Source organism: Pedobacter caeni, from assembly GCF_900129215.1.
In the GTDB taxonomy this organism is placed as follows: Bacteria; Bacteroidota; Bacteroidia; order Sphingobacteriales; family Sphingobacteriaceae; genus Pedobacter; species Pedobacter caeni.
On the sequence record NZ_FQUQ01000002.1, the window covers coordinates 1548730 to 1567795 of the forward strand.

Here is a 19066-nt window from a genome sequence, read left to right on the forward strand (position 1 = left end):
GTGTGTGGGTTTCGTTTGTGAATGTGTTTTGTGTGTATTTGTTTTGTGTTCGCCTATTTCTGCAAATAAGACTTTTGATAAGTTAATGGGCTTTTCCCGGTAATGATTTTAAAGTGTTTATGAAAACTGGCGAAATTATGGAAGCCGCTTTCATAACAGATCTGCTTTACATTCATGCTGTCCTCAATCAGCAGTTTGCAAGCATGTCCGACCCTGATTTCACTGATAAACTGAGTGTAGGTCTTTCTGGTCCTTGATTTAAAATACCGGCAAAAGGAATTCGGACTGATATTGGCCACCGAAGCCATTTCTTCCATCTGGATTTTTCTCTTGAAATTGGCCAGGGAATAATTGTAAATGGCATTGATCCTGTCGTTCTCAATTTCTTCAAAATCATGGCGGAAGCCAATAGAAGAAAGGAGGTGGTTTGGGGTACAGTTTTCAATGGCCAGCAGGGCTTCCATCAATAGGATAATCCTTTTAGAACCCTCAGAAAGCAAGATAGACTCGATCAGTTCGCCAATGGCTTTTTTGTTCTTGTCCGGGATTTGAATCCCCCTTTGTGCTTTTTCCAGGGTCAGCTTCAATGCTTTGTTTTCCGGAAGGTTTAAAAAATGGTTTCCCCAGAAATTTTCATTGAAATGGACCACTACCACATCGGCATTGTTCTTCTCATCTTCATTAAAATAGATGTCGTCGAACCTCCAGTAATGGGGGAGATGTGCGCCTACAAGGACTACATCGCCTGATCTGAAACGTTTAATACTGTCTCCGATAAACTGAGTGCCATTGCCTTTTTTAAAATAAATGAGCTCTACCTCAGCATGGTAATGCCATCGGTTATTAATGTAAGGAACCTTATCTCTTCTCGCACTGAACGAATTCACAAGGTTGTTTGAAACTTTGAGTAGTTGTGGCTTCATGATATTTGGTTAGGTAAAGATAAAAGTATAAAAATCTTTTATAAATACCTTGTAATTTAACAATTACACTTAAATCTGCCAATATTGCTTAATAATTGCCGATTTCGCTGAATTATTATCGGTTCTAGGCTATTTCATAAAAACTGATAACTTTGATTTATCAACACACAAACCTGATAAACCATGATGCAAACAACCTGGAAAGCCTCTGTAATGGCCTTTCTGATCCCTATTTCTTTCCTGCCTTCCCGGACACTGGCACAAGCTGTGCCTGCTAAACCTGCTGCCCCAAATATCATTTTCATCCTTACGGATGATCTTGGCTATGGTGATCTTGGCGTTTTTTTCCAAAGCCAGCGACAAAAGAAAGGAGATAACCTGCCTTTTCAATTGACCCCACACCTGGATCAGATGGCGGCGACAGGTGCTAAATTTACCAATCAATACAGCAATGCACCCGTTTGTGCGCCTTCCCGGGCTTCTTTTATCACCGGAGTAAATCAGGGAAATGCAAGCGTAAGGGATAATCAGTTCGACAAGCAGATCGAAGACAACCATACCATTGCCACGATGTTAAAAGCAGCCGGATATTCGACTGCAGCCATAGGCAAATGGGGTTTACAGGGCGAAACAAAAGAGGAACCCAACTGGCCGGCACATCCTTCAAAAAGAGGTTTTGACCAGTTCTTTGGTTACATGAGACATGCAGATGGCCATGAGCATTATCCTTATGAAGGATTATACCGCGGCAAGAAACAAATCTGGGACAATTATACCAATGTTGCCGAAGGCCTGAGCAAATGTTATACTACAGATTTATGGACTGCCTATGCCAAAAAATGGATTGTAGACCATGAACAGGGAAAGGATGCCAAAAAACCTTTCTTTATGTTCCTGGCATATGATGCTCCCCATGCGGTCCTGGAATTGCCAACCCAGGCTTACCCAAAAGGAGCCGGATTGAAAGGTGGCTTGCAATGGACGGGAACAAAGGGTGGCATGATCAATACTGCTTCCGGAGAGATTGACACATATGTACACCCGGATTATGCTGCTGCTACTTATGATGATGATCAGAATGCAGCCACGCCTGAGCTGGCCTGGCCGGATACTTATAAACGTTATGCTACAGCCAACAGAAGGATTGATGATGCGATCGGCGATTTAAGTCAGTTGCTTAAAGACCTGAATATTGCAGACAATACCCTGGTGATCTTTACTTCAGATAACGGGCCTTCCATTGAATCCTATCTTCCAAAAGGTTTTGTACCCTTCAGTCCTGAGTTTTTTGCAAGCTTCGGGCCTTTTGACGGGATTAAAAGAGACGTTTGGGAGGGAGGTTTGAGAATGCCTACACTGGCCTCCTGGCCAGCAAGGATCGGCACAGGAAAGACCATTGCTGCACCAAGTATGTTGTCAGACTGGATGGCTACTTTTGCCGATGCCGCAAATATTCCTGCTCCGGCAAGAACAGATGGGGTCTCGCTATTGCCTTCCTTAACAGGAAAAGGCAAACAGGAAGCAGGACAGGTTTATGTAGAATATAAAGAAGGAGGAAGAACCCCTGATTTTAAATCTTTTGAGGAAAGCAGGAGGGGCAGAAAAAGAGACCAGATGCAAATGATCCGTATGGGCGATTTGGTTGGCGTACGTTATCAGGTTAAATCTGCCGATGATGACTTTGAAATTTATAATGTCGTTACGGATCCAAAAGAAACGAAAAATCTGGCCACAGATCCGGCTTATCAAAAGATACAGAAAGAGATGAAAGAAAAGGTGTTGCAGGGAAGAAGGGTGGATGCAGAAGCGCCACGTCCTTATGACCAGGCTGCGGTTCCGGCTTCCAAAGTTTCTAAAGCAATAAGCCCGGGTTTAAGCTGGCAGTTTTTTAAAGGAAATTTCTCCTATGTCGTGTCCGAAAAAGGAAGAACAGCGGAGAAAAAGGGAGCCTCAAAGTTGCTGAATCCGGCAGCGCTGACTGCTCCGGAAGGAATGGTTTTATATAAAGCTTACTTCAAAGCGCCTCAGGACGGAACTTACACTTTCTCTCTTCAGACGAAAGGCAAGGCTTATGTCCGCTTACATGAGGCAGAATTACTGGATGCGGACTTTGGATATGCGTCGGGTAAAGAAATTTTTACCACAGTGAGGTTGAAAGCAGGATATCACCCGGTTAAAATTTATGCATTACAAAAGGCCGGAAAAGCCAACGAATTAATGCTGAAGTACAAAGAAGAGGGGGGAGATTGGTCATCGTTAAGCAACAAAAACTTGTATTTTGTAAAATAAGTTGCTTCAATCCTTTTATTTAGAGATTTGACTTGCAAAAAAAAGTGTTTAAACTTTCATATAATCAAAAAGTTAATTACATTTGGGCTTACCCTTTCGAGGGTATGTTTTTCATAGGTAGATGTAGGGTCGGAAATTTATTTTCGACCCTTTTTTGTTGATAGGCGTTCCGTACCTTTACCGGCGTTATGAATAAGAAGAAAATCATTGTTGCCATCACCGGAGCCAGCGGCTCGATCTACGCAAAATTACTTTTGGATAACCTGCTGAAGCTGTCTGATCAGATTGAAAAGGTTGGCGTAGTGATGTCCGACAATGCGAAGGAGGTTTGGCGCTTTGAACTGGGCAATGAGGAGTACGACAATTATCCCTTCACTTTTTATCCAAAAATGGATTTCAATGCCCCCTTTGCTTCGGGCTCCGCAAAATTTGACACTATGATTATCATTCCATGTTCCATGGGAACGCTTGGAAGAATCGCCCATGGCATCTCAAATGACCTGATCAGCAGAGCTGCTGATGTGGTCCTGAAAGAACGCAGAAAATTGATCGCTGTAGTGCGTGATACGCCTTTTAGCCTCATTCACATCAATAATATGAAGACGGTAACGGAAGCAGGAGGGATCATTTGTCCGGCAAGTCCTTCTTTTTACAGCCTTCCGAAGAGCATCGAAGAGGTCGCTCAAACGGTGGTTAGCCGTGTCATCGACCTGGCAGGGCTTAACATGGATAGTTACCGCTGGAATGAGGAATAATCCCATCTAAAAACTTATCTTTGCAAATTCTTAATGAAATTTATCAGGGCTAATGAAGAAGGTTGCATTTTATACACTGGGTTGTAAGTTAAATTTTTCTGAAACTTCTACCATAGGCAGGTTATTTACCGATGCCGGTTATTCAGTGGTGGATTTTACCGGAGCGGCAGATGTATATGTGATCAATACCTGCTCTGTAACTGAACATGCAGATAAGAAATGCCGCAAGGTGGTAAAGGAAGCGCTGAAATATTCGCCGAATGCTTATATCACCATTGTGGGCTGTTATGCGCAGCTAAAACCTGTGGAGATTGCCGAAATTGAAGGCGTTGATATGGTATTAGGTGCAGCAGAGAAGTTCCGTATCGTAGAATACATTTCCGACCTGACCAAACAACCTAAAGCCGTAATTCATCAGCAGAACATTGAGAAAGTAAACCATAACTTTATTGCCGCTTATTCTATTGGCGACAGAACCCGGACTTTCTTAAAAGTTCAGGACGGTTGTGATTATCCTTGTACCTATTGCACCATTCCTCTGGCACGTGGCGGAAGCCGTAGTGATACCATAGAAAATGTAGTGAACCGCGCGACACAAATCGCAGAAAGCGGCGTGAAAGAAATCGTATTGACGGGGGTAAACCTTGGCGATTTCGGGATCAGAAATGGAAACAGGGAAGATAAATTCTTTGATCTGGTGAAGGCCCTTGACGAAGTCGAAGGCATTGAAAGGATCAGAATCTCTTCTATAGAACCGAACCTGCTCAGCAATGAGATCATTGAGTTTGTAGCGAATTCTAAACGATTTGTACCGCATTTCCATATTCCATTGCAATCCGGATCGAATAAGATCTTAGGGTTGATGAAAAGACGTTACCAGAGAGAACTATATACCGAACGTGTTGCTACGATAAAAGCATTGATCCCAAATTGCTGTATCGGGGTAGATGTGATCGTTGGTTTTCCGGGCGAAACGCATGAAGATTTCTTAGATACTTATCAGTTCTTAAACGAACTGGATATTTCTTATCTACACGTCTTCACTTATTCTGAACGTGAGCAGACTGCTGCTGCAGATATGAAAGGCCGTGTGGCCGGAAGTACCAGGGCAGACCGTAGTAAAATGCTGCACATCCTGTCGGATAAAAAACGCAGAGCCTTTTACCAGTCGCAGATTGGTACGGTAGGTGAGGTGCTTTTTGAAGATGATCAGAAAGATGGGTTCATGCATGGTTTCACTAAAAACTATGTGAAAGTGAAAGCAAAATATGACCCGGTGATGGTAAATGAGATCAAAACAGTGAAATTGATTGAACTTACTGCAGATGGAGAGGTAGAAGTTGCAGAAACCGGGGAAGTTTTAGCGCATTAATCCTATATTCGCATAAAACTTTTTTTATCCGTATGTTTCCAACCGTATCTCATTTTATAGAGTATCTCTTCGGCGTTCAGGTACCCCTTCCTTTTAATACATTTGGCGTTTTTGTGGCGCTTGCTTTTATCGCAGGTTACTGGGCCTTTACCCAGGAATTTAAGCGTAAAGAAGCGTTAGGCCTCTTACATCCGATAAAAAAACTGATCACGATCGGTAAACCGGCAACAACGGTTGAACTGATCTATAACGGAATCTTTGGTTTCCTGATCGGCTATAAACTGGTATATGCTTTATTAAATTATAAACTTTTTGTAAGTGATGCTCAAACGGTATTGCTTTCTACAAAAGGAAGTCTGCTTGGCGGACTTTTCTTTGCCGGTCTTTTTGCTTACTGGGACCACAAAGAAAAAAACAGACATAAACTGGCAGCTCCAAAAACAGTAGAAGTTACTCAGCATCCTTATGAGCTGATGGGCAATATGATTGTCTGGGCAGCGGTATGGGGCTTTTTAGGCGCTAAAATATTCGATAACCTGGAGCATTGGGATACCTTTGTTCAGGACCCTATCGGAAGTTTGCTTTCTTTCAGCGGACTTACCTTTTACGGTGGATTGATCTGCGGTGGTGCTGCAGTGTTATACATCGCAAAAAAGAACAATGTAAAAGTATTACACATGCTGGATATCGGCGGTCCGGGAATGATGCTGGCTTACAGTGTCGGAAGGATCGGATGCCATATGTCGGGAGATGGGGATTGGGGAATTACCAATCTTAATCCTAAGCCATTTAGCTGGTTGCCTGATTGGATGTGGGCTTATACTTATCCAAACAATGTGGCCAACGAAGGGATTCCTATTCCGGGATGTGTCGGCAAATTCTGTCATGAGTTAGCCGCTCCGGTATATCCAACACCTATTTATGAGGTGATTGTCTGCTTTATCTTATTCCTTATTCTTTGGAAGATCCGTCACCAGATTAAACTACCGGGCATGATGTTCGGGATTTACCTGATGATGAATGGCCTGGAGCGTTTCTTTGTGGAACTGATCAGAGTAAATACCAAATATGATGTTGCGGGAATCCGTTTCACACAGGCGGAATTGATCTCGAGTATCTTATTCCTGTCTGGTCTGCTTCTTGTGATCTATTCTGTGAAGAATAAAGAAAAGCATGCAAATTATTAATACACACAAGATTTGAACTACGAATTACTCTGTTCCAAAGTAATTGCCATCACACGACTGACAGGCAATTTTATCCGCAAAGAGTCCATGAATTTTGATGCAAGCGCAGTGGAATTCAAAGGACTGAACGATCTGGTATCCTATGTAGATAAAACAGCGGAGAAGCAATTGGTGAGGAATTTAGCCAAACTGGTTCCCGGAGCAGGATTTACTACAGAAGAAGAAACGATCAACAGCAGGGGAGAAGTGTTCAACTGGATCATCGATCCTTTAGACGGAACGACCAATTTTATCCATGGTATTCCTACTTACGCCATCAGTGTTGCCCTTTATGAAGATGATCAGCCGGTAATCGGAGTGGTCTATGAGATCAACAGGGGAGAAATGTTCTTTACCTATAAAGGTGGGGCAGCTTACCTGAACAATAAAGAGATCCGGGTTTCTACCAGAACCTCGTTATCTGATAGTTTATTGGCTACTGGTTTCCCTTATTATCAGTTTGACAAGCAGGCGCAGTATATGCAGCTTTTTTCTGAAATGATGAGAAGATGTCACGGATTGAGAAGAATCGGCTCAGCGGCTACGGATTTAGCTTATGTGGCCTGTGGCAGGTTCGATGCTTTCTTTGAATATAATCTGAATGCCTGGGATGTGGCTGCAGGTGCTTACCTGGTGCAACAGGCAGGAGGTAATGTGATGAACTTTTCGGGTGGCGATGAATTTCTGGAAACGAGGGAAATACTGGCCGGCAACGGATTGATCCATGAGGATATTCTGGCCACGATGAAGACGCATTTTAACAGCTAATGAGCACAACATTTATGAAACAGCCTGTTTCGTAAATTTCATAAGACCACTATATTTTACGTGTATAAAAGGTCAAAAATAAAAGAGACCGGTCATTTGTAAATGGCCGGTCTCTTTTATTTAAGGAAGATCTTGTTTTACAAGGCTTCAGATACCACTTCTTTCACTTCAGGAACCATACGTTGTAATAAGTTCTGGATACCTGATTTTAAAGTAATGGTAGAAGATGGGCATCCACTGCATGAACCTCTCAGTTCAACAGTAACGACACCTTCTTCAAATGATTTATAGCTGATGGCACCGCCATCCTGCTCCACTGCCGGACGTACATAGTCGTGTAAGATCTGCTGAATTTTAATTTCAATGTCAGTTCCTTCGAAAGCGGCAGCCGCTTCGTTGGTTTCTTCTTTGATCTTATATTCTGATTCTACAGCACCCTTCACGAATTCTTTCAAAAGAGGTTCGATATCCGGCCATTCTGCATCTTCTGTTTTGGTAATCGTTACAAAGTTACTTGCAAAAAACACACCGTTCACAAAGTTGAACTTGAACAGTTCCTTCGCAAAAGGGGAATGCTCAGCACTCTCTTTAGTCGCAAAATCTTCACTGCCATTGATCAATAACTTATTGACCATAAACTTCATGGTGGCAGGATTAGGGGTTTGTTCTGTATATACGTTGATCGTCATTGTCTTTTTTTCTTACAAAAATAAATAATTCAAAGATGCAATTTAAGCTATCGATGTCTGTTTTAGGTCATTATATCTTAAAACACTCCGGTGTAGTTAAACGGAGTAATTTGCTTTAACTCTGCTTTTATGATATCATTGACAGCCAGGCCATCAATAAAGGTAGCCATTGTTTCTGCAGTAATCTTCTGATTGGTACGTGTCAGGTCTTTTAAAGCCTCATAAGGATTCGGATAAGCTTCTCTTCTCAATACCGTCTGAATCGCTTCAGCTACTACTGCCCAGTTGTTTTCTAAATCAGCAGCAATGGCTTCATTGTTTAACAACAGTTTGTTCAGACCTCTTAAAGTAGAAGCGATGGCGATCACCGTATGAGCCATTGGAACACCTACATTTCTCAATACTGTTGAGTCTGTAAGGTCTCTTTGTAAGCGGGAGATCGGTAGTTTTGCGGCAAAGAATTCAAATAAAGCATTGGCAACGCCTGCGTTTCCTTCTGCATTTTCGAAATCGATCGGGTTTACTTTATGTGGCATTGCCGATGAACCTACTTCTCCTTCTTTGATCTTTTGTTTGAAGTAGTTTTTAGAGATGTAAGCCCAGATGTCGCGGTCAAGGTCAATGATGATATTGTTGATTCGTTTTAAAGCATCACATTGTGCAGCAAACTGATCATAATGTTCAATTTGTGTGGTGTGTTGTGCCCTGCTTAATCCCAGTACTTCATTTACGAAGTTGTTGGAGAAATCTACCCAGTTGATGGAAGGGTAAGCAATATGGTGGGCATTGAAGTTTCCGGTAGCACCACCAAACTTGGCGCTGTTCGGAATGTTTTTAAGGTTGTTTAACTGAATTTCCAGACGTTCTGCAAATACCAGGAACTCTTTTCCCAGTTTAGTAGGGGAAGCAGGTTGCCCGTGGGTATGTGCCAATAAAGGAATGTCTTTCCAGTCTGTAGCCAGTTCTTTAATTCTGCTGATCAATCCGGTAATGTTCGGATAATAAACTTCGTTAAGGGCCAGTTTAAAAGTATATGGAATTGCGGTGTTGTTGATGTCCTGAGAAGTCAATCCAAAATGGATAAACTCTTTGTAGTCCTGGAAACCCAGTTCATCAAATTGTTTTTTGATGAAGTATTCTACCGCTTTAACGTCGTGGTTGGTGATTTTTTCAGTGTCTTTGATCTCCTGTGCATGCTCATCGTTGAATTGTTCATGGATCAGGCGAAGTTTTCCATAGTTGGCTTTATCAAATTGAGCTAATCCCGGTAGTCCTGTTTCACATAGTGAAATGAAATACTCTACTTCTACATATACCCGATATTTGATCAGGGCAGATTCAGAAAAGTATTTAGATAGGCTTTGAGTGGTGTTTCTATAACGGCCATCTATTGGAGAAATAGCTTGAAGTGGAGATAAATTCATGAATATTATGGTTGTTTACAGGCGCGAAGTTACGCATTCTTAGCCGTTTTAGGGAATTGAAGCGGGTGTAAAATAAAATCAGGGCACAAAAAAAAGGCTCTGGATATCTCCAAAGCCTTTTTTGTATAGTGTAATTTAATACTAGTGAGCAGCTGGTTTAGTTGCTTCAGTAGTAGTTTTAACAACAGTGTCTTTTTTAGTAGTGTCTTTTACAGTAGTATCAACAGTTGTCACAACTGAACCTGAATCAGTTAATGTAGTGTCAGTTCCAGTAGTAGTTTTAGTTTCTGTACAAGCTGCTACTGATAAAGTGATTGCTAATGCTGCAAAGCCAAGTTTAAATGCGTTTTTCATTATAATTTAATTTAAGGTAATTAATCAATTTTACAGATTAATACGCTAATGTTTAAAAGGTAACCCGCGTATTTGAAATTAATTTTAAAATATATCAGGAAGAGGGATTGGGAAGAGGTCAGGCAGCCATTACTGTTTTTAGTCGTTTCGTTTTTTTGTTGTGGTGGCAATACAAATAAATAAAATCCAGATCCCGGGGTTAGGAATCCAGCTATAAGCAAGCAAAATTCTGTTTGGATCCGGTTTAAATGAGTTTTATATCCGTTATCCTCCAATTGACCGTCATTTAACCAATAACAGGGGGTTGATAGGTCCATAATTGGTCTGCCAGACCTTTTGATGATGTTTCCGGGGTTAATAGATTGTCTGTTTTAGGATAACTCATATGATTACGATATGAAAAACATATTGATTTTGATAATTTATAAAATATGGGTAACTTGTTTTTAATCAATTAAATAAGTTAATTAAACAAAATCAAAAATGGGAAAGTTATTAAATGGAGTATTTGGCGGATTCCACGGGAAAGTGGGCAATCTGGTAGGTTATACCTTAAAAGGTAAATATGTCATCAGAATGATTGGTAGAAGTGAAAAGCCGCTTACTCCGGCAAGAAAAGCCAATTGCCAGAAGATGACAGTGGTCAACGAGATCCTCAGTCCCTGCATTCATGCGATCCGTGTAGGATTTCGCCTTGCAGTTGCCGGAACGGATAGAAATGAGTACAATGAAGCCGTTTCTTACAATAAAAAGAATGCGCTTCAGGGAGTATATCCAAACATTAGTCTGGACTATGACAAAGTATTACTGAGCATGGGAACGCTTCCTGTGGCTATTAATCCAACCATCAGCCAAAATGAGGAGAAGATCACTTTTAACTGGGAAACATCGGACATTCCGGGAAGCGCGCATTATAACGATCGTGCGATGCTGGTGATTTATTTTCCTGATTTAAAAGATAGCACTTGCTATCTGATCGGGGCAAAAAGAGGGGAGGGAAAAGATGTGATTGCTATCGATTCTCCAAATATAAATGAGCGTATGGAAGCTTATATATCTTTTGCTAAAGAGGATGGGAGAGCAATTTCCAATAGCATACATGTGGGCTCTTTGAACTTAGACCGTAAAGCCGAAATTACAGACGATAGCAAGCTGGAAACTAAAGATATCCCTGAATTTATTCATTTGCTGCAGAACGAATTTAGTCAAAAACTAAGCGCAGACTGCGAGTTAACGCTCAGTCAGCATGATGCCCGCATTGCAGAACTCAGGCTGAATTCCTCTCCTGGCGAACAAGTAGGGGTAAAGGAACCTCTGTCTTCGACGCTGTCTCTTTTATTTAAAAAAGTAAAGGTTAACCGGGTGGTCTGGAATATAAACACAGACCATAAGGAAATGATCAGCTTATTAGAAGGTCTGGGTTTTAAAAAGGAAGGACATTTTATTGAAAATCGCTTTGTAAATGACAAATGGATCAATGAGTATCAATTTGCGATATTAAAATCGGAATGGGAGCTGTTGATTTAGTTCTTTAATAAAGGACATTCTGTTTTTTGTTTAGGAAAAGTATACCGGAAGATTTGAATATCTATTCTGGGAGGAATTCCTTTGAGTTGAAGTAAGCAGCCAATCAGTATATGCTTTTCTCAGGGCTGCTACCACATAATACGCTCTTTTGGTTGCTTTTTTATTTATTTTGTGTTCCAAAATGAAATATATATTCTTTAATGTATGGTTTTCGTTGTGCCATGTCGGTAAATTTGAGTTCACAAAATTCACAGGACATGAAAACGACAACAGATGCAGCAGCTCAAACCCATCAGGGGAAAAATGTAAAAAGATTTCGGGAAATGTTGGGTATACGGCAGGAAGGTCTGGCCGATCAGTTAGGGCCGGAATGGAGTCAGAAAAGGATATCTTTAATAGAATCCCGGGAAATAGTAGAACCAGATCTGCTAAAGTCGATTGCGGAAGTGCTTAAGATTCCGGTCCAGGTATTGGAAAATTTCAACGAACAAGCCGCAATAAACTATTTTAACACATTTACTGATGATAGTATTTTTAATAACGTTAATAATGGGGTGTTAACAAATAATATCAACCCGCTTGAAGTACTCATAGAAGCCATGAAAGAACTCAAAACAGTTTATGGAGAGAACAGAGAACTTTATACCTCCTTGTTGAACCTGGAGCGGGAGAAGAATGCGGAGCTAAAAGCAAAATTAGCTTAGGAACGTAAATCATTTTTTTTCTGGTCTGGCTTTTATTTGCCTGAAGACTGGAAATGTAAAATGCATGTATAACAAAAAAGGCGCTGGAAAGTATCCAGCGCCTTTTTTGTTATAAGTTTATTCAGCTTATTTTTTTACAGTGTCAACAGCAACTGTAGTAGTTTTAACAGTAGTGTCTTTTACAGTAGTGTCAACAACGTTAGTATCAACAGTAGTAGTAACTGCACCTGAATCAGTTAAAGTAGTATCAGTTGATTCACCTTTTTTTTCTGATGAACAAGCTGCTACTGATAAAGAGATTGCTAAAGCTACAAAGCCAAATTTAAATGCGTTTTTCATTTTAATTCTATTTTAAATAATTAATTAATTTTGCTGATTAATACGGGAAAGATTAAAAGGTAACCCATCAATTTGAAAAAAAAATAAAAATAATTTTTATTGATGTTTTGGGTTACTGTTGACGTTAATACTGTATTAAGTGGTGGATAAGAAAAAAGTAATTTTTTTTTGGCTATCATTGGGTTACCATTCACGTATAAATGTATTAATTGGTGAGTAATAAGTTAAGCAGTTCAGTTCCAACAGATAGAGAGGTAGTTTTAGGGATACTAAATGACTCAGAAGATGCGCTAAATAAGTTGTATACGGGGTATTTCCCGATGGTTTTACAGTTTATTCTGAATAATAACGGTGATGAAGATGATGCAAAAGACGTGTATCAGGAAGGAATCATCGTTTTATACAATAAAATAAAAGGCGGCAATTTTGAATTGAGCAGTAAACTAAAAACCTATATATACTCAGTTTGCAGAAGAATCTGGTTGAAAAAGCTTTCACAGCAAAGCAAGAAGACCAGCAACATTTCAGACTTTGAGGATGTAATGGCAGTAGAGGTAGATGTGGAGCAGCATGAAGAAAAGGATAAGCAGTTTGATAAGATGCAAGATGCCCTCCTTCATTTAGGTGAACCCTGCAAGACGATTATTCAGGATTTTTACATCAACAACCTCTCCATGCAGGATATATGTGAGAAATTTGGTTATACCAATACGGATAATGCCAAAACTCAAAAATATAAATGTTTGCAGCGGTTGAAGAAATTGTTTTTTCAAGTTTAAAGGTGATATGAGAAACGAGATTGAGTTAGAAGGTATAATTGAGGATTATTTAAATGATAAACTTTCCGAAGCAGAAAGAACAGCATTTGAGCAGCTTCGCAAAAATGATCCCACTGTGGACCATAAAGTGGTAGCGCACAAAGTTTTTCTGGAATCTTTAGGAGATTATGCTCAGGTATTGGATTTAAAGGCTAAAATGGATCGTGCACATGCAGAGATCGATGTAGAAACCTTGAGCGAAGAGCTAAGACCTCATCCTTCTTATATTGTTAATTTATGGCGTAAGAATAAAGCAGCAATCGCTGTGGCGGCTTCCTTCATCTTATTAACGATCGTAACTGTTTACTCAATTCAGCAAAACACCAAACAAATTGGCAATGTTGAACTGGTGAGCAGAGAGCTTGCGAAAATCAAGAACTCTCAAAGCAGCCTGATCAGAATCATGAATTCTAAAACTACTGCCAATACACCTAAGAATGTTAAACCTGCTAATTTTGGTGGAACAGGCTTCGCTCTAACTGCAAACGGTTATCTACTGACCAACCTGCATGTGGTAGATGGTGCTGATTCTGTATATGTTCAGGACAATAAAGGAGACTCTTATAAGGCTAAGGTAGTGAGATCAGATTCTCAATACGATCTTGCCATCTTAAAAATCATTGATAAATCATTCAATCCGCTTTCTAACCTGCCTTACCGCTTAAAACAAAGTGGAAATGGAATGGGAGAGATTGTATATACCCTTGGCTTCCCTAAAGATGATGCGGTTTTTGGCGAAGGTTATATCAGCTCAAGAACAGGTTATAACGGAGATACGACGCAATATCAGGTATCTATTCCTGTGAACCCTGGAAATAGCGGTGGTCCTTTGTTAGACCATCAGGGAAATATCATCGGAGTGATCTCTGCGAAAGAAAAACAGGTTGATGGTGCAACGTTTGCCATTAAATCAAAATACATTCAGGAAGCTTTAAATTCTATTCCTAATGATTCTCTGGGTAAAAAAGTAGCCTTTAACAAAAGGAACTCTTTACAAGGCCTGAGCAGAAACAAACAGTTAGAGAAGATTCAGGATTATGTATTTATGATCAAAGTTTATAAATAAGAACCTGGTTTATAAATAAGAAACCCGAAAGAAATTGAAAACCCCGAAATGCTGTAACGCGTTTCGGGGTTTTGCCTTTGGTAGCCAGGGGGAAACGATTTGGGTTTAGGTATGTAGTCTTGTGTCTCTTCTATGGCCTGCTACTATTTTTCTCTGATTGTTTTCAATGCGATTTCCATTTCTGGATCTTTCTTTTCAAGGATATCGTTTATCGTTCTCGCATAAGGCAGGTCCGGATAAGTACCATGGCCGTAATTCTTAGTTTGATCTACTGCATTGATGTATTTTAATAGTGGAACGTTCACATTGATGTCAAAACTAACTTTAGTATCCGGGATCAATCCGCTGTTGTTTCCCTGATAAGCCCCGCCGGTTTCTTCACCAATAAATGTGGCTCTTTTGTTATACTGGAGCACAGCAGCAAGGTCGGCACAGGATGAAAGACAAGTCCCGTTGATCAATACATATACTTTCCCCTGATAAGGATTGGCCTGTGGCTGTTGTGGTTCAAAAAAATCGAACTCAGAACTGAGACGGGATTTTTGCCACAAGTAAACAGAATCTTTTTTTATGGGTTTACCGTAGACCATTTTAGCCGATCCCTTAATACTGAGGGCGAAGGGTTCTGTTACCTCAATCCGATCCCAATAGCGATAGGGTTTATTCATTAAATAGCTACAGAGGTAGGCCGCATTTACATCAGTACCTCCGGTATTGTTGCGCAAATCAATCACCAGATTTTTAATCTGTTTGTTTTGCAACTCTTCAAAAGCTTTTCTGATGAATTTTTTGAAATTCTGACGTCCTTCTTTAATGTCTGTTTCTCCAAATGAGTGTATCCTGAGAATTGCAGCATCTTCATTGTAAGTCAAATCAAGCCGGGGTTTGTTCTTCAAATCCATCACCTCGGGAACAGGGATAGCTTCGTTTCTAACCGCATTTAAGATCAGGTCCTTTTTACCCGAACCGGAAGCCAGTACCACCTTAAATTGATGATTTACCTCCACAATAGACCGATAACTTCCTGCAAAGCGGTTGTTGATCATCTGGTACTTCAGGGTTTCGTTAAAGCCATCTGATGAGATGTTCTCAAACATGATCTTTTTAATCTCAGCTGTGGTTTTACCATTGATGCTTAAAACCTCTGTTCCTAAACTCAGATCAGGATTTCCCGAATAATTCCCCGTGATATAGGCCCTTTCTCCGATAAAGAAAAGATCAAGAGGGAGCATATTGGCTGTCTTGTCAAGATAATTTCTGTAATTCTCTGAAAGGGAAAGCCCGGTATGCATGCAGCGGATACGGGCAATTAAGGGCTTCAGTTTGTGGTAAAAGCTAAGTTGATCCTGTGGGCCCTGAATCGTGGCCAGGCTGGAATCAATGTAATGATTAAAGGAAGCCTTATCTGTGTACCGATAAAATCCAGGGTGCTTTTTACCCAGTTCATCTAATAGTTCCACTATACTTTTTTTTGCGGAATCGGCGCTGATTGTTGCTGCCGGATGGAAAGATTTCTTCTGTGCATAGGTGATGCATGGAAAAATCAAAAGAGTTAGCGTAAGAAATATATTTGATTTCATAACACTAAAATAAACTGAATATCAGTAGGTTGATTGTTAAAAAAAGTTAATTAACAAATGCACGATAATGAACTTCCGTACTTGTTTTATGCCTGGATTTTAAACCGGTCATACAATTGCTCCCGGCCTTTAGCAGTGATTACTATTGCTCTGGAGTCTTTAGTCTTTCTGAAATAATCTGATAACAGCATTTTTTCCAGAAAGGCAGCACCGAGTGCCCCTGCCAGATGAGGTTTTCTTTCGGTCCAGTCTAAACATGGTTTAGCAAAGATTCTGCGCGATTTTTTCAGTTCATCTGTATCAATGTTAAATTCGGAGAAGAAGGATCGCCCTTTCTTTGTCACCAGATAAACCGCTCCTTCCGGTTCAATCAGTTTTTGTTCAATCAGCTGTTCTGTAAGTAATACACCCACCTTACCCGCCAGGTGGTCATAGCAGGTTCTGCAATGTTTTATCGCTGCATTGTTCGTATTTCCTGTTATCTTTTTGTGTTTTTCATCAGGAATCAGGTTACCAATCGCTTCTATAGCATAGGCAACTTCCGGTCTGGAAAACCGATAATATTTATGTCTCCCCTGACTTTCAACTGCCAGCAAATCTGCCTGCACGAGTTTGCTCAGGTGCATACTTATATTTTGTGGGGAAGTGTCTGCACAAAGGGCCAGTTCTGTAGCGGTATAGGCTCTGCCATCAAGCAGTGTCCAGAGTATTTTTGTCCGGACAGGATCGCCAATCAATGAGGTAATGTATCCAATTTCCTGTTTCATCTGATTAGGAGTGTAGTTAAGTGTAGAATACGGGTATAGTTAAGTGTAGATTGAAGTGTTAAAGGTAGTGATTTATCAACTTTGCTTCATTATAAATCCTAATCATACCAAAGAGATGATAAAAATGAACGAAGGAGAAATCCTGCTTACTGAAAGCCATATTGCTCCGTTAAAGATTGCGCTGAGCTACAAAGCCCCTAATGTTGTTTCCAATGATTATGCCGTATTAATGCTGCATGGATCTTCTTTTCCATCTGCCCAGTCTTTTGGATTCCGGATGAACAACTCCTCCTGGACGGACCATCTGACAGAAAGGGGGTATGAGGTTTATGCCCTGGATTTCCTGGGTTATGGAAATGCAGACTGCTACCCGGAAATGAAAACAGATGAGCGCGCGGGAAAACCATTGGGAAGGGCAACTGAGGTCTGTAAAGATGTAGATAAAGCCGTTGATTTCATTCTCAGCAGAAGCGGAAAGACTAAAGTTTATTTAATCGGTCATTCCTGGGGAGCTTCGGTTGCGGCACTTTACGCTACAAAATTCCCTGATAAACTTGCCCGTTTGGTCTTGTTTGCGCCGGTTACAGAAAGAGAAGGTAGCTCTTCCGGGAGAGGTGTTATTTCAAATGCTTATGTGCAAATGACAGCTGATCAGAGAATCTCAGAAATGAAAATATTAACGCCTGAAGGGAAGCTTTGTCAACTGGAATCTGAAATATTTCAACTCTGGGCGGAGTTATGGAAAGAACGTTTTCCTTCCGGGCCGTTACAGGATCTGGAGGACTTGTTGCATGGGCGATCATATTATCAACCTGCCGATATAAAAACTCCGGTTCTGCTCATCAGGGGAGAATGGGATCAATACCCTGATGCCGCAGATGCGGATCTGTTATTTAGTAAGCTGGAACAGGCCCCTCAGAAAAAATATGTGGTGATTGAGAAAGGGACGCATGTGATGCATCTTGAAAAAAGTCGCCATCAGTTATATGAAGAAACACTTCATTTTCTGAAATCAGAAACACAGGGAAAGTATTTGAATCCACATGCTATTGCGGTAATATTCGAGGTGATTCCCGCTGATGGTTTTAAAGAAACTTATCTGGACCTCGCCTTGAAACTCAGACCTGAACTGGAAAAAATAAGCGGTTTTATTTCTATTGAGCGTTTTCAAAGTATTTATCACCCGGAAAAGATCTTGTCCTTGTCGTTTTGGGAAAACGAAACAGCCATTCAGGAATGGAGAACATTGGAGTTGCACCGTGAAACACAGGCAAAAGGAAGGGCTTATGTCTTTAAAGATTATCAGCTGAGAATTGCACAGGTGACAAGAGATTATGGGATGTTAGATAGGAAAGAGGCCCCCAAAGACAGTAGAGGATACCATCAGGCAGGGACAGATAAAAGAAGTTAAATTCCTTAAACAATTCCTGAAATTTCATAGTTTTACTGATAACAATTGCTGATTTTATTTTAAGACTAAGGATATGGATTTTGGAAAGGTTTCCGACAATGAGCTTCACACAGTAGATTTCACCTTACCCGATGATGGGAAACAAACGGCAAAAACCCTGAAGGGCAAGCAGCCGGCAAAACAGCCTGAATTTTATGTAGGCTGCGCGAAATGGGGGAGAAAGGAATGGGTGAACATGATTTATCCACCTAAAACCAAAGAAGCTAATTTTCTGGACGAATATGTAAAACACTTCAATTCAATAGAATTGAATGCTGTTTTTTATAGCATCCCTAATCAGGAACTGATCCGCAAATGGAAAGAAAAAGCCGATGAGAATTCGAACAACGGATTTTTGTTCTGTCCTAAGTTTTCGAGAACGATCAGTCATATTAAAAGACTCAAAGGGGCAGAAGAACCTACTGATCTTTTCCTGGCCAATATTTCTGAGTTTGGAAAATACCTGGGCCCCTGTTTCCTGCAAATGGGTGATAACTTTGGCCCTAAAAACATAGAGGTGCTGGAAGAATTCCTGAAATACCTGCCCACAGATCTTTCGGTATTTGTAGAATTGAGACATGCGGAATGGTTTTCGGATGAAGCAAACCGGACCCGCCTTTTTGATATGCTGGCCAAACTTAATAAAGGTGCGGTCATTACTGATGCCAGCGGAAGAAGGGATTGTGTGCATATGGAACTGAGCACCCCTGAGATTTTTATCCGCTTTGTAGGGAACGGACAGGAGCATAAGGCATCCGACGAAGCCCGGATTGATGAATGGGTAGAGCGGATCAAAATATGGATGGGAAAAGGGCTGGAAAAAGTTTATTTCTTCCTGCATCAGCATGATGAGAAAGATACCCCGATTCTGGCAAACTATACCATAAAAGCATTTAATGAGCATTTAGGTAGTCAGATTGCAGAGATTTCTTTTCTTGGAAACAATGATGAAGATATTACAAAACAGACGCAATTATTCTAAAAAGTATACTAAATTTGTAGATATTATATTTAT

At 40.5% G+C, this 19066-nt stretch carries 18 protein-coding genes; 11 read left to right on the top strand and 7 right to left on the bottom strand.

Annotated features, from left to right (window positions below; all coding sequences use genetic code 11):
• Positions 1 to 53 precede the first annotated feature (53 nt).
• Complete coding sequence (locus BUC20_RS13940; RefSeq protein WP_073231600.1) at positions 54 to 923, bottom strand: AraC family transcriptional regulator; 870 nt, start codon at positions 921 to 923, stop codon at positions 54 to 56.
• A 183-nt stretch (positions 924 to 1106) separates the two neighbouring features.
• On the opposite strand from BUC20_RS13940, the gene BUC20_RS13945 reads away from it, so the two are divergent.
• The 5 genes from BUC20_RS13945 to BUC20_RS13965 all read left to right on the top strand — a co-directional run bounded on the left by BUC20_RS13945 (position 1107) and on the right by BUC20_RS13965 (position 7333).
• On the top strand, positions 1107 to 3212 hold the full coding sequence (locus BUC20_RS13945) for a sulfatase-like hydrolase/transferase (RefSeq protein ID WP_073231601.1): 2106 nt from the start codon (positions 1107 to 1109) through the stop codon (positions 3210 to 3212).
• 188 nt (positions 3213 to 3400) lie between these two features.
• Positions 3401 to 3967, top strand: coding sequence for a UbiX family flavin prenyltransferase (locus BUC20_RS13950; protein WP_073231602.1), 567 nt, complete (start codon positions 3401 to 3403; stop codon positions 3965 to 3967).
• Positions 3968 to 4019: 52 nt separating this feature from the next.
• Entirely contained in the window at positions 4020 to 5339 is a 1320-nt protein-coding gene (mtaB, locus tag BUC20_RS13955; protein ID WP_073231603.1) for a tRNA (N(6)-L-threonylcarbamoyladenosine(37)-C(2))-methylthiotransferase MtaB, read from the top strand.
• Between the two features lie 32 nt (positions 5340 to 5371).
• Positions 5372 to 6526: a prolipoprotein diacylglyceryl transferase gene (locus tag BUC20_RS13960; RefSeq protein ID WP_073231604.1), complete on the top strand. Its 1155-nt coding sequence runs from the start codon at positions 5372 to 5374 to the stop codon at positions 6524 to 6526.
• 12 nt (positions 6527 to 6538) lie between these two features.
• A complete protein-coding gene (locus BUC20_RS13965) occupies positions 6539 to 7333 on the top strand; it encodes an inositol monophosphatase family protein (protein WP_073231605.1) in 795 nt (264 codons plus the stop codon).
• Between the two features lie 137 nt (positions 7334 to 7470).
• Here the strand turns inward: BUC20_RS13965 and BUC20_RS13970 are convergent, their stop codons facing one another.
• The 3 genes from BUC20_RS13970 to BUC20_RS13980 form a co-directional block, all read right to left on the bottom strand.
• Positions 7471 to 8022, bottom strand: coding sequence for a NifU family protein (locus BUC20_RS13970; RefSeq protein WP_073231606.1), 552 nt, complete (start codon positions 8020 to 8022; stop codon positions 7471 to 7473).
• 77 nt (positions 8023 to 8099) lie between these two features.
• Positions 8100 to 9446 (bottom strand): adenylosuccinate lyase, encoded by a 1347-nt coding sequence (gene purB, locus BUC20_RS13975; protein WP_073231607.1) that lies wholly within the window; start codon positions 9444 to 9446, stop codon positions 8100 to 8102.
• Positions 9447 to 9587: 141 nt separating this feature from the next.
• Positions 9588 to 9800, bottom strand: coding sequence for a hypothetical protein (locus BUC20_RS13980; protein ID WP_073231608.1), 213 nt, complete (start codon positions 9798 to 9800; stop codon positions 9588 to 9590).
• 483 nt (positions 9801 to 10283) lie between these two features.
• Between BUC20_RS13980 and BUC20_RS13985 the strand changes: the two genes are divergently transcribed.
• Together BUC20_RS13985 and BUC20_RS13990 are read left to right on the top strand one after the other, a co-directional pair.
• On the top strand, positions 10284 to 11327 hold the full coding sequence (locus BUC20_RS13985; protein ID WP_073231609.1) for a GNAT family N-acetyltransferase: 1044 nt from the start codon (positions 10284 to 10286) through the stop codon (positions 11325 to 11327).
• Between the two features lie 257 nt (positions 11328 to 11584).
• Positions 11585 to 12031 (top strand): helix-turn-helix domain-containing protein, encoded by a 447-nt coding sequence (locus BUC20_RS13990; RefSeq protein WP_073231845.1) that lies wholly within the window; start codon positions 11585 to 11587, stop codon positions 12029 to 12031.
• Positions 12032 to 12157: 126 nt separating this feature from the next.
• Here the strand turns inward: BUC20_RS13990 and BUC20_RS13995 are convergent, their stop codons facing one another.
• Positions 12158 to 12370 carry a hypothetical protein gene (locus BUC20_RS13995; RefSeq protein WP_073231610.1) on the bottom strand — a complete coding sequence of 71 codons (213 nt, stop codon included), beginning with the start codon at positions 12368 to 12370 and terminating at the stop codon, positions 12158 to 12160.
• Between the two features lie 212 nt (positions 12371 to 12582).
• Between BUC20_RS13995 and BUC20_RS14000 the strand changes: the two genes are divergently transcribed.
• Positions 12583 to 13149 (top strand): RNA polymerase sigma factor, encoded by a 567-nt coding sequence (locus tag BUC20_RS14000; RefSeq protein WP_073231846.1) that lies wholly within the window; start codon positions 12583 to 12585, stop codon positions 13147 to 13149.
• A 7-nt stretch (positions 13150 to 13156) separates the two neighbouring features.
• The gene (locus tag BUC20_RS14005; protein ID WP_073231611.1) at positions 13157 to 14254 is read left to right on the top strand and encodes a S1C family serine protease; all 1098 of its coding nucleotides are present in this window, start codon (positions 13157 to 13159) and stop codon (positions 14252 to 14254) included.
• Between the two features lie 143 nt (positions 14255 to 14397).
• Here the strand turns inward: BUC20_RS14005 and BUC20_RS14010 are convergent, their stop codons facing one another.
• Both BUC20_RS14010 and BUC20_RS14015 read right to left on the bottom strand, forming a co-directional pair.
• Positions 14398 to 15834, bottom strand: a complete 1437-nt coding sequence (locus BUC20_RS14010) for a S41 family peptidase (protein ID WP_073231612.1) — start codon at positions 15832 to 15834, stop codon at positions 14398 to 14400.
• Positions 15835 to 15920: 86 nt separating this feature from the next.
• The gene (locus BUC20_RS14015) at positions 15921 to 16601 is read right to left on the bottom strand and encodes an ArsR/SmtB family transcription factor (protein WP_073231613.1); all 681 of its coding nucleotides are present in this window, start codon (positions 16599 to 16601) and stop codon (positions 15921 to 15923) included.
• 124 nt (positions 16602 to 16725) lie between these two features.
• Here BUC20_RS14015 and BUC20_RS33575 point away from each other — a divergent pair, with 124 nt between their 5' ends.
• Entirely contained in the window at positions 16726 to 18012 is a 1287-nt protein-coding gene (locus tag BUC20_RS33575; RefSeq protein WP_159441102.1) for an alpha/beta fold hydrolase, read from the top strand.
• 73 nt (positions 18013 to 18085) lie between these two features.
• A complete protein-coding gene (locus tag BUC20_RS14030; protein ID WP_073231614.1) occupies positions 18086 to 19033 on the top strand; it encodes a DUF72 domain-containing protein in 948 nt (315 codons plus the stop codon).
• The last annotated feature ends 33 nt before the right edge of the window (positions 19034 to 19066 follow it).

Excerpts from the sequence above, each read along its gene's own strand:
- BUC20_RS13940 (WP_073231600.1), bottom strand. The coding sequence starts at position 923 with ATGAAGCCACAACTACTCAAAGTTTCAAACAACCTTGTGAATTCGTTC.
- BUC20_RS13945 (WP_073231601.1), top strand. The coding sequence starts at position 1,107 with ATGATGCAAACAACCTGGAAAGCCTCTGTAATGGCCTTTCTGATCCCT.
- BUC20_RS13950 (WP_073231602.1), top strand. The coding sequence starts at position 3,401 with ATGAATAAGAAGAAAATCATTGTTGCCATCACCGGAGCCAGCGGCTCG.
- mtaB (WP_073231603.1), top strand. The coding sequence starts at position 4,020 with ATGAAGAAGGTTGCATTTTATACACTGGGTTGTAAGTTAAATTTTTCT.
- BUC20_RS13960 (WP_073231604.1), top strand. The coding sequence starts at position 5,372 with ATGTTTCCAACCGTATCTCATTTTATAGAGTATCTCTTCGGCGTTCAG.
- BUC20_RS13970 (WP_073231606.1), bottom strand. The coding sequence starts at position 8,022 with ATGACGATCAACGTATATACAGAACAAACCCCTAATCCTGCCACCATG.
- purB (WP_073231607.1), bottom strand. The coding sequence starts at position 9,446 with ATGAATTTATCTCCACTTCAAGCTATTTCTCCAATAGATGGCCGTTAT.
- BUC20_RS13980 (WP_073231608.1), bottom strand. The coding sequence starts at position 9,800 with ATGAAAAACGCATTTAAACTTGGCTTTGCAGCATTAGCAATCACTTTA.
- BUC20_RS13985 (WP_073231609.1), top strand. The coding sequence starts at position 10,284 with ATGGGAAAGTTATTAAATGGAGTATTTGGCGGATTCCACGGGAAAGTG.
- BUC20_RS13990 (WP_073231845.1), top strand. The coding sequence starts at position 11,585 with ATGAAAACGACAACAGATGCAGCAGCTCAAACCCATCAGGGGAAAAAT.
- BUC20_RS13995 (WP_073231610.1), bottom strand. The coding sequence starts at position 12,370 with ATGAAAAACGCATTTAAATTTGGCTTTGTAGCTTTAGCAATCTCTTTA.
- BUC20_RS14005 (WP_073231611.1), top strand. The coding sequence starts at position 13,157 with ATGAGAAACGAGATTGAGTTAGAAGGTATAATTGAGGATTATTTAAAT.
- BUC20_RS14010 (WP_073231612.1), bottom strand. The coding sequence starts at position 15,834 with ATGAAATCAAATATATTTCTTACGCTAACTCTTTTGATTTTTCCATGC.
- BUC20_RS14015 (WP_073231613.1), bottom strand. The coding sequence starts at position 16,601 with ATGAAACAGGAAATTGGATACATTACCTCATTGATTGGCGATCCTGTC.
- BUC20_RS33575 (WP_159441102.1), top strand. The coding sequence starts at position 16,726 with ATGAACGAAGGAGAAATCCTGCTTACTGAAAGCCATATTGCTCCGTTA.
- BUC20_RS14030 (WP_073231614.1), top strand. The coding sequence starts at position 18,086 with ATGGATTTTGGAAAGGTTTCCGACAATGAGCTTCACACAGTAGATTTC.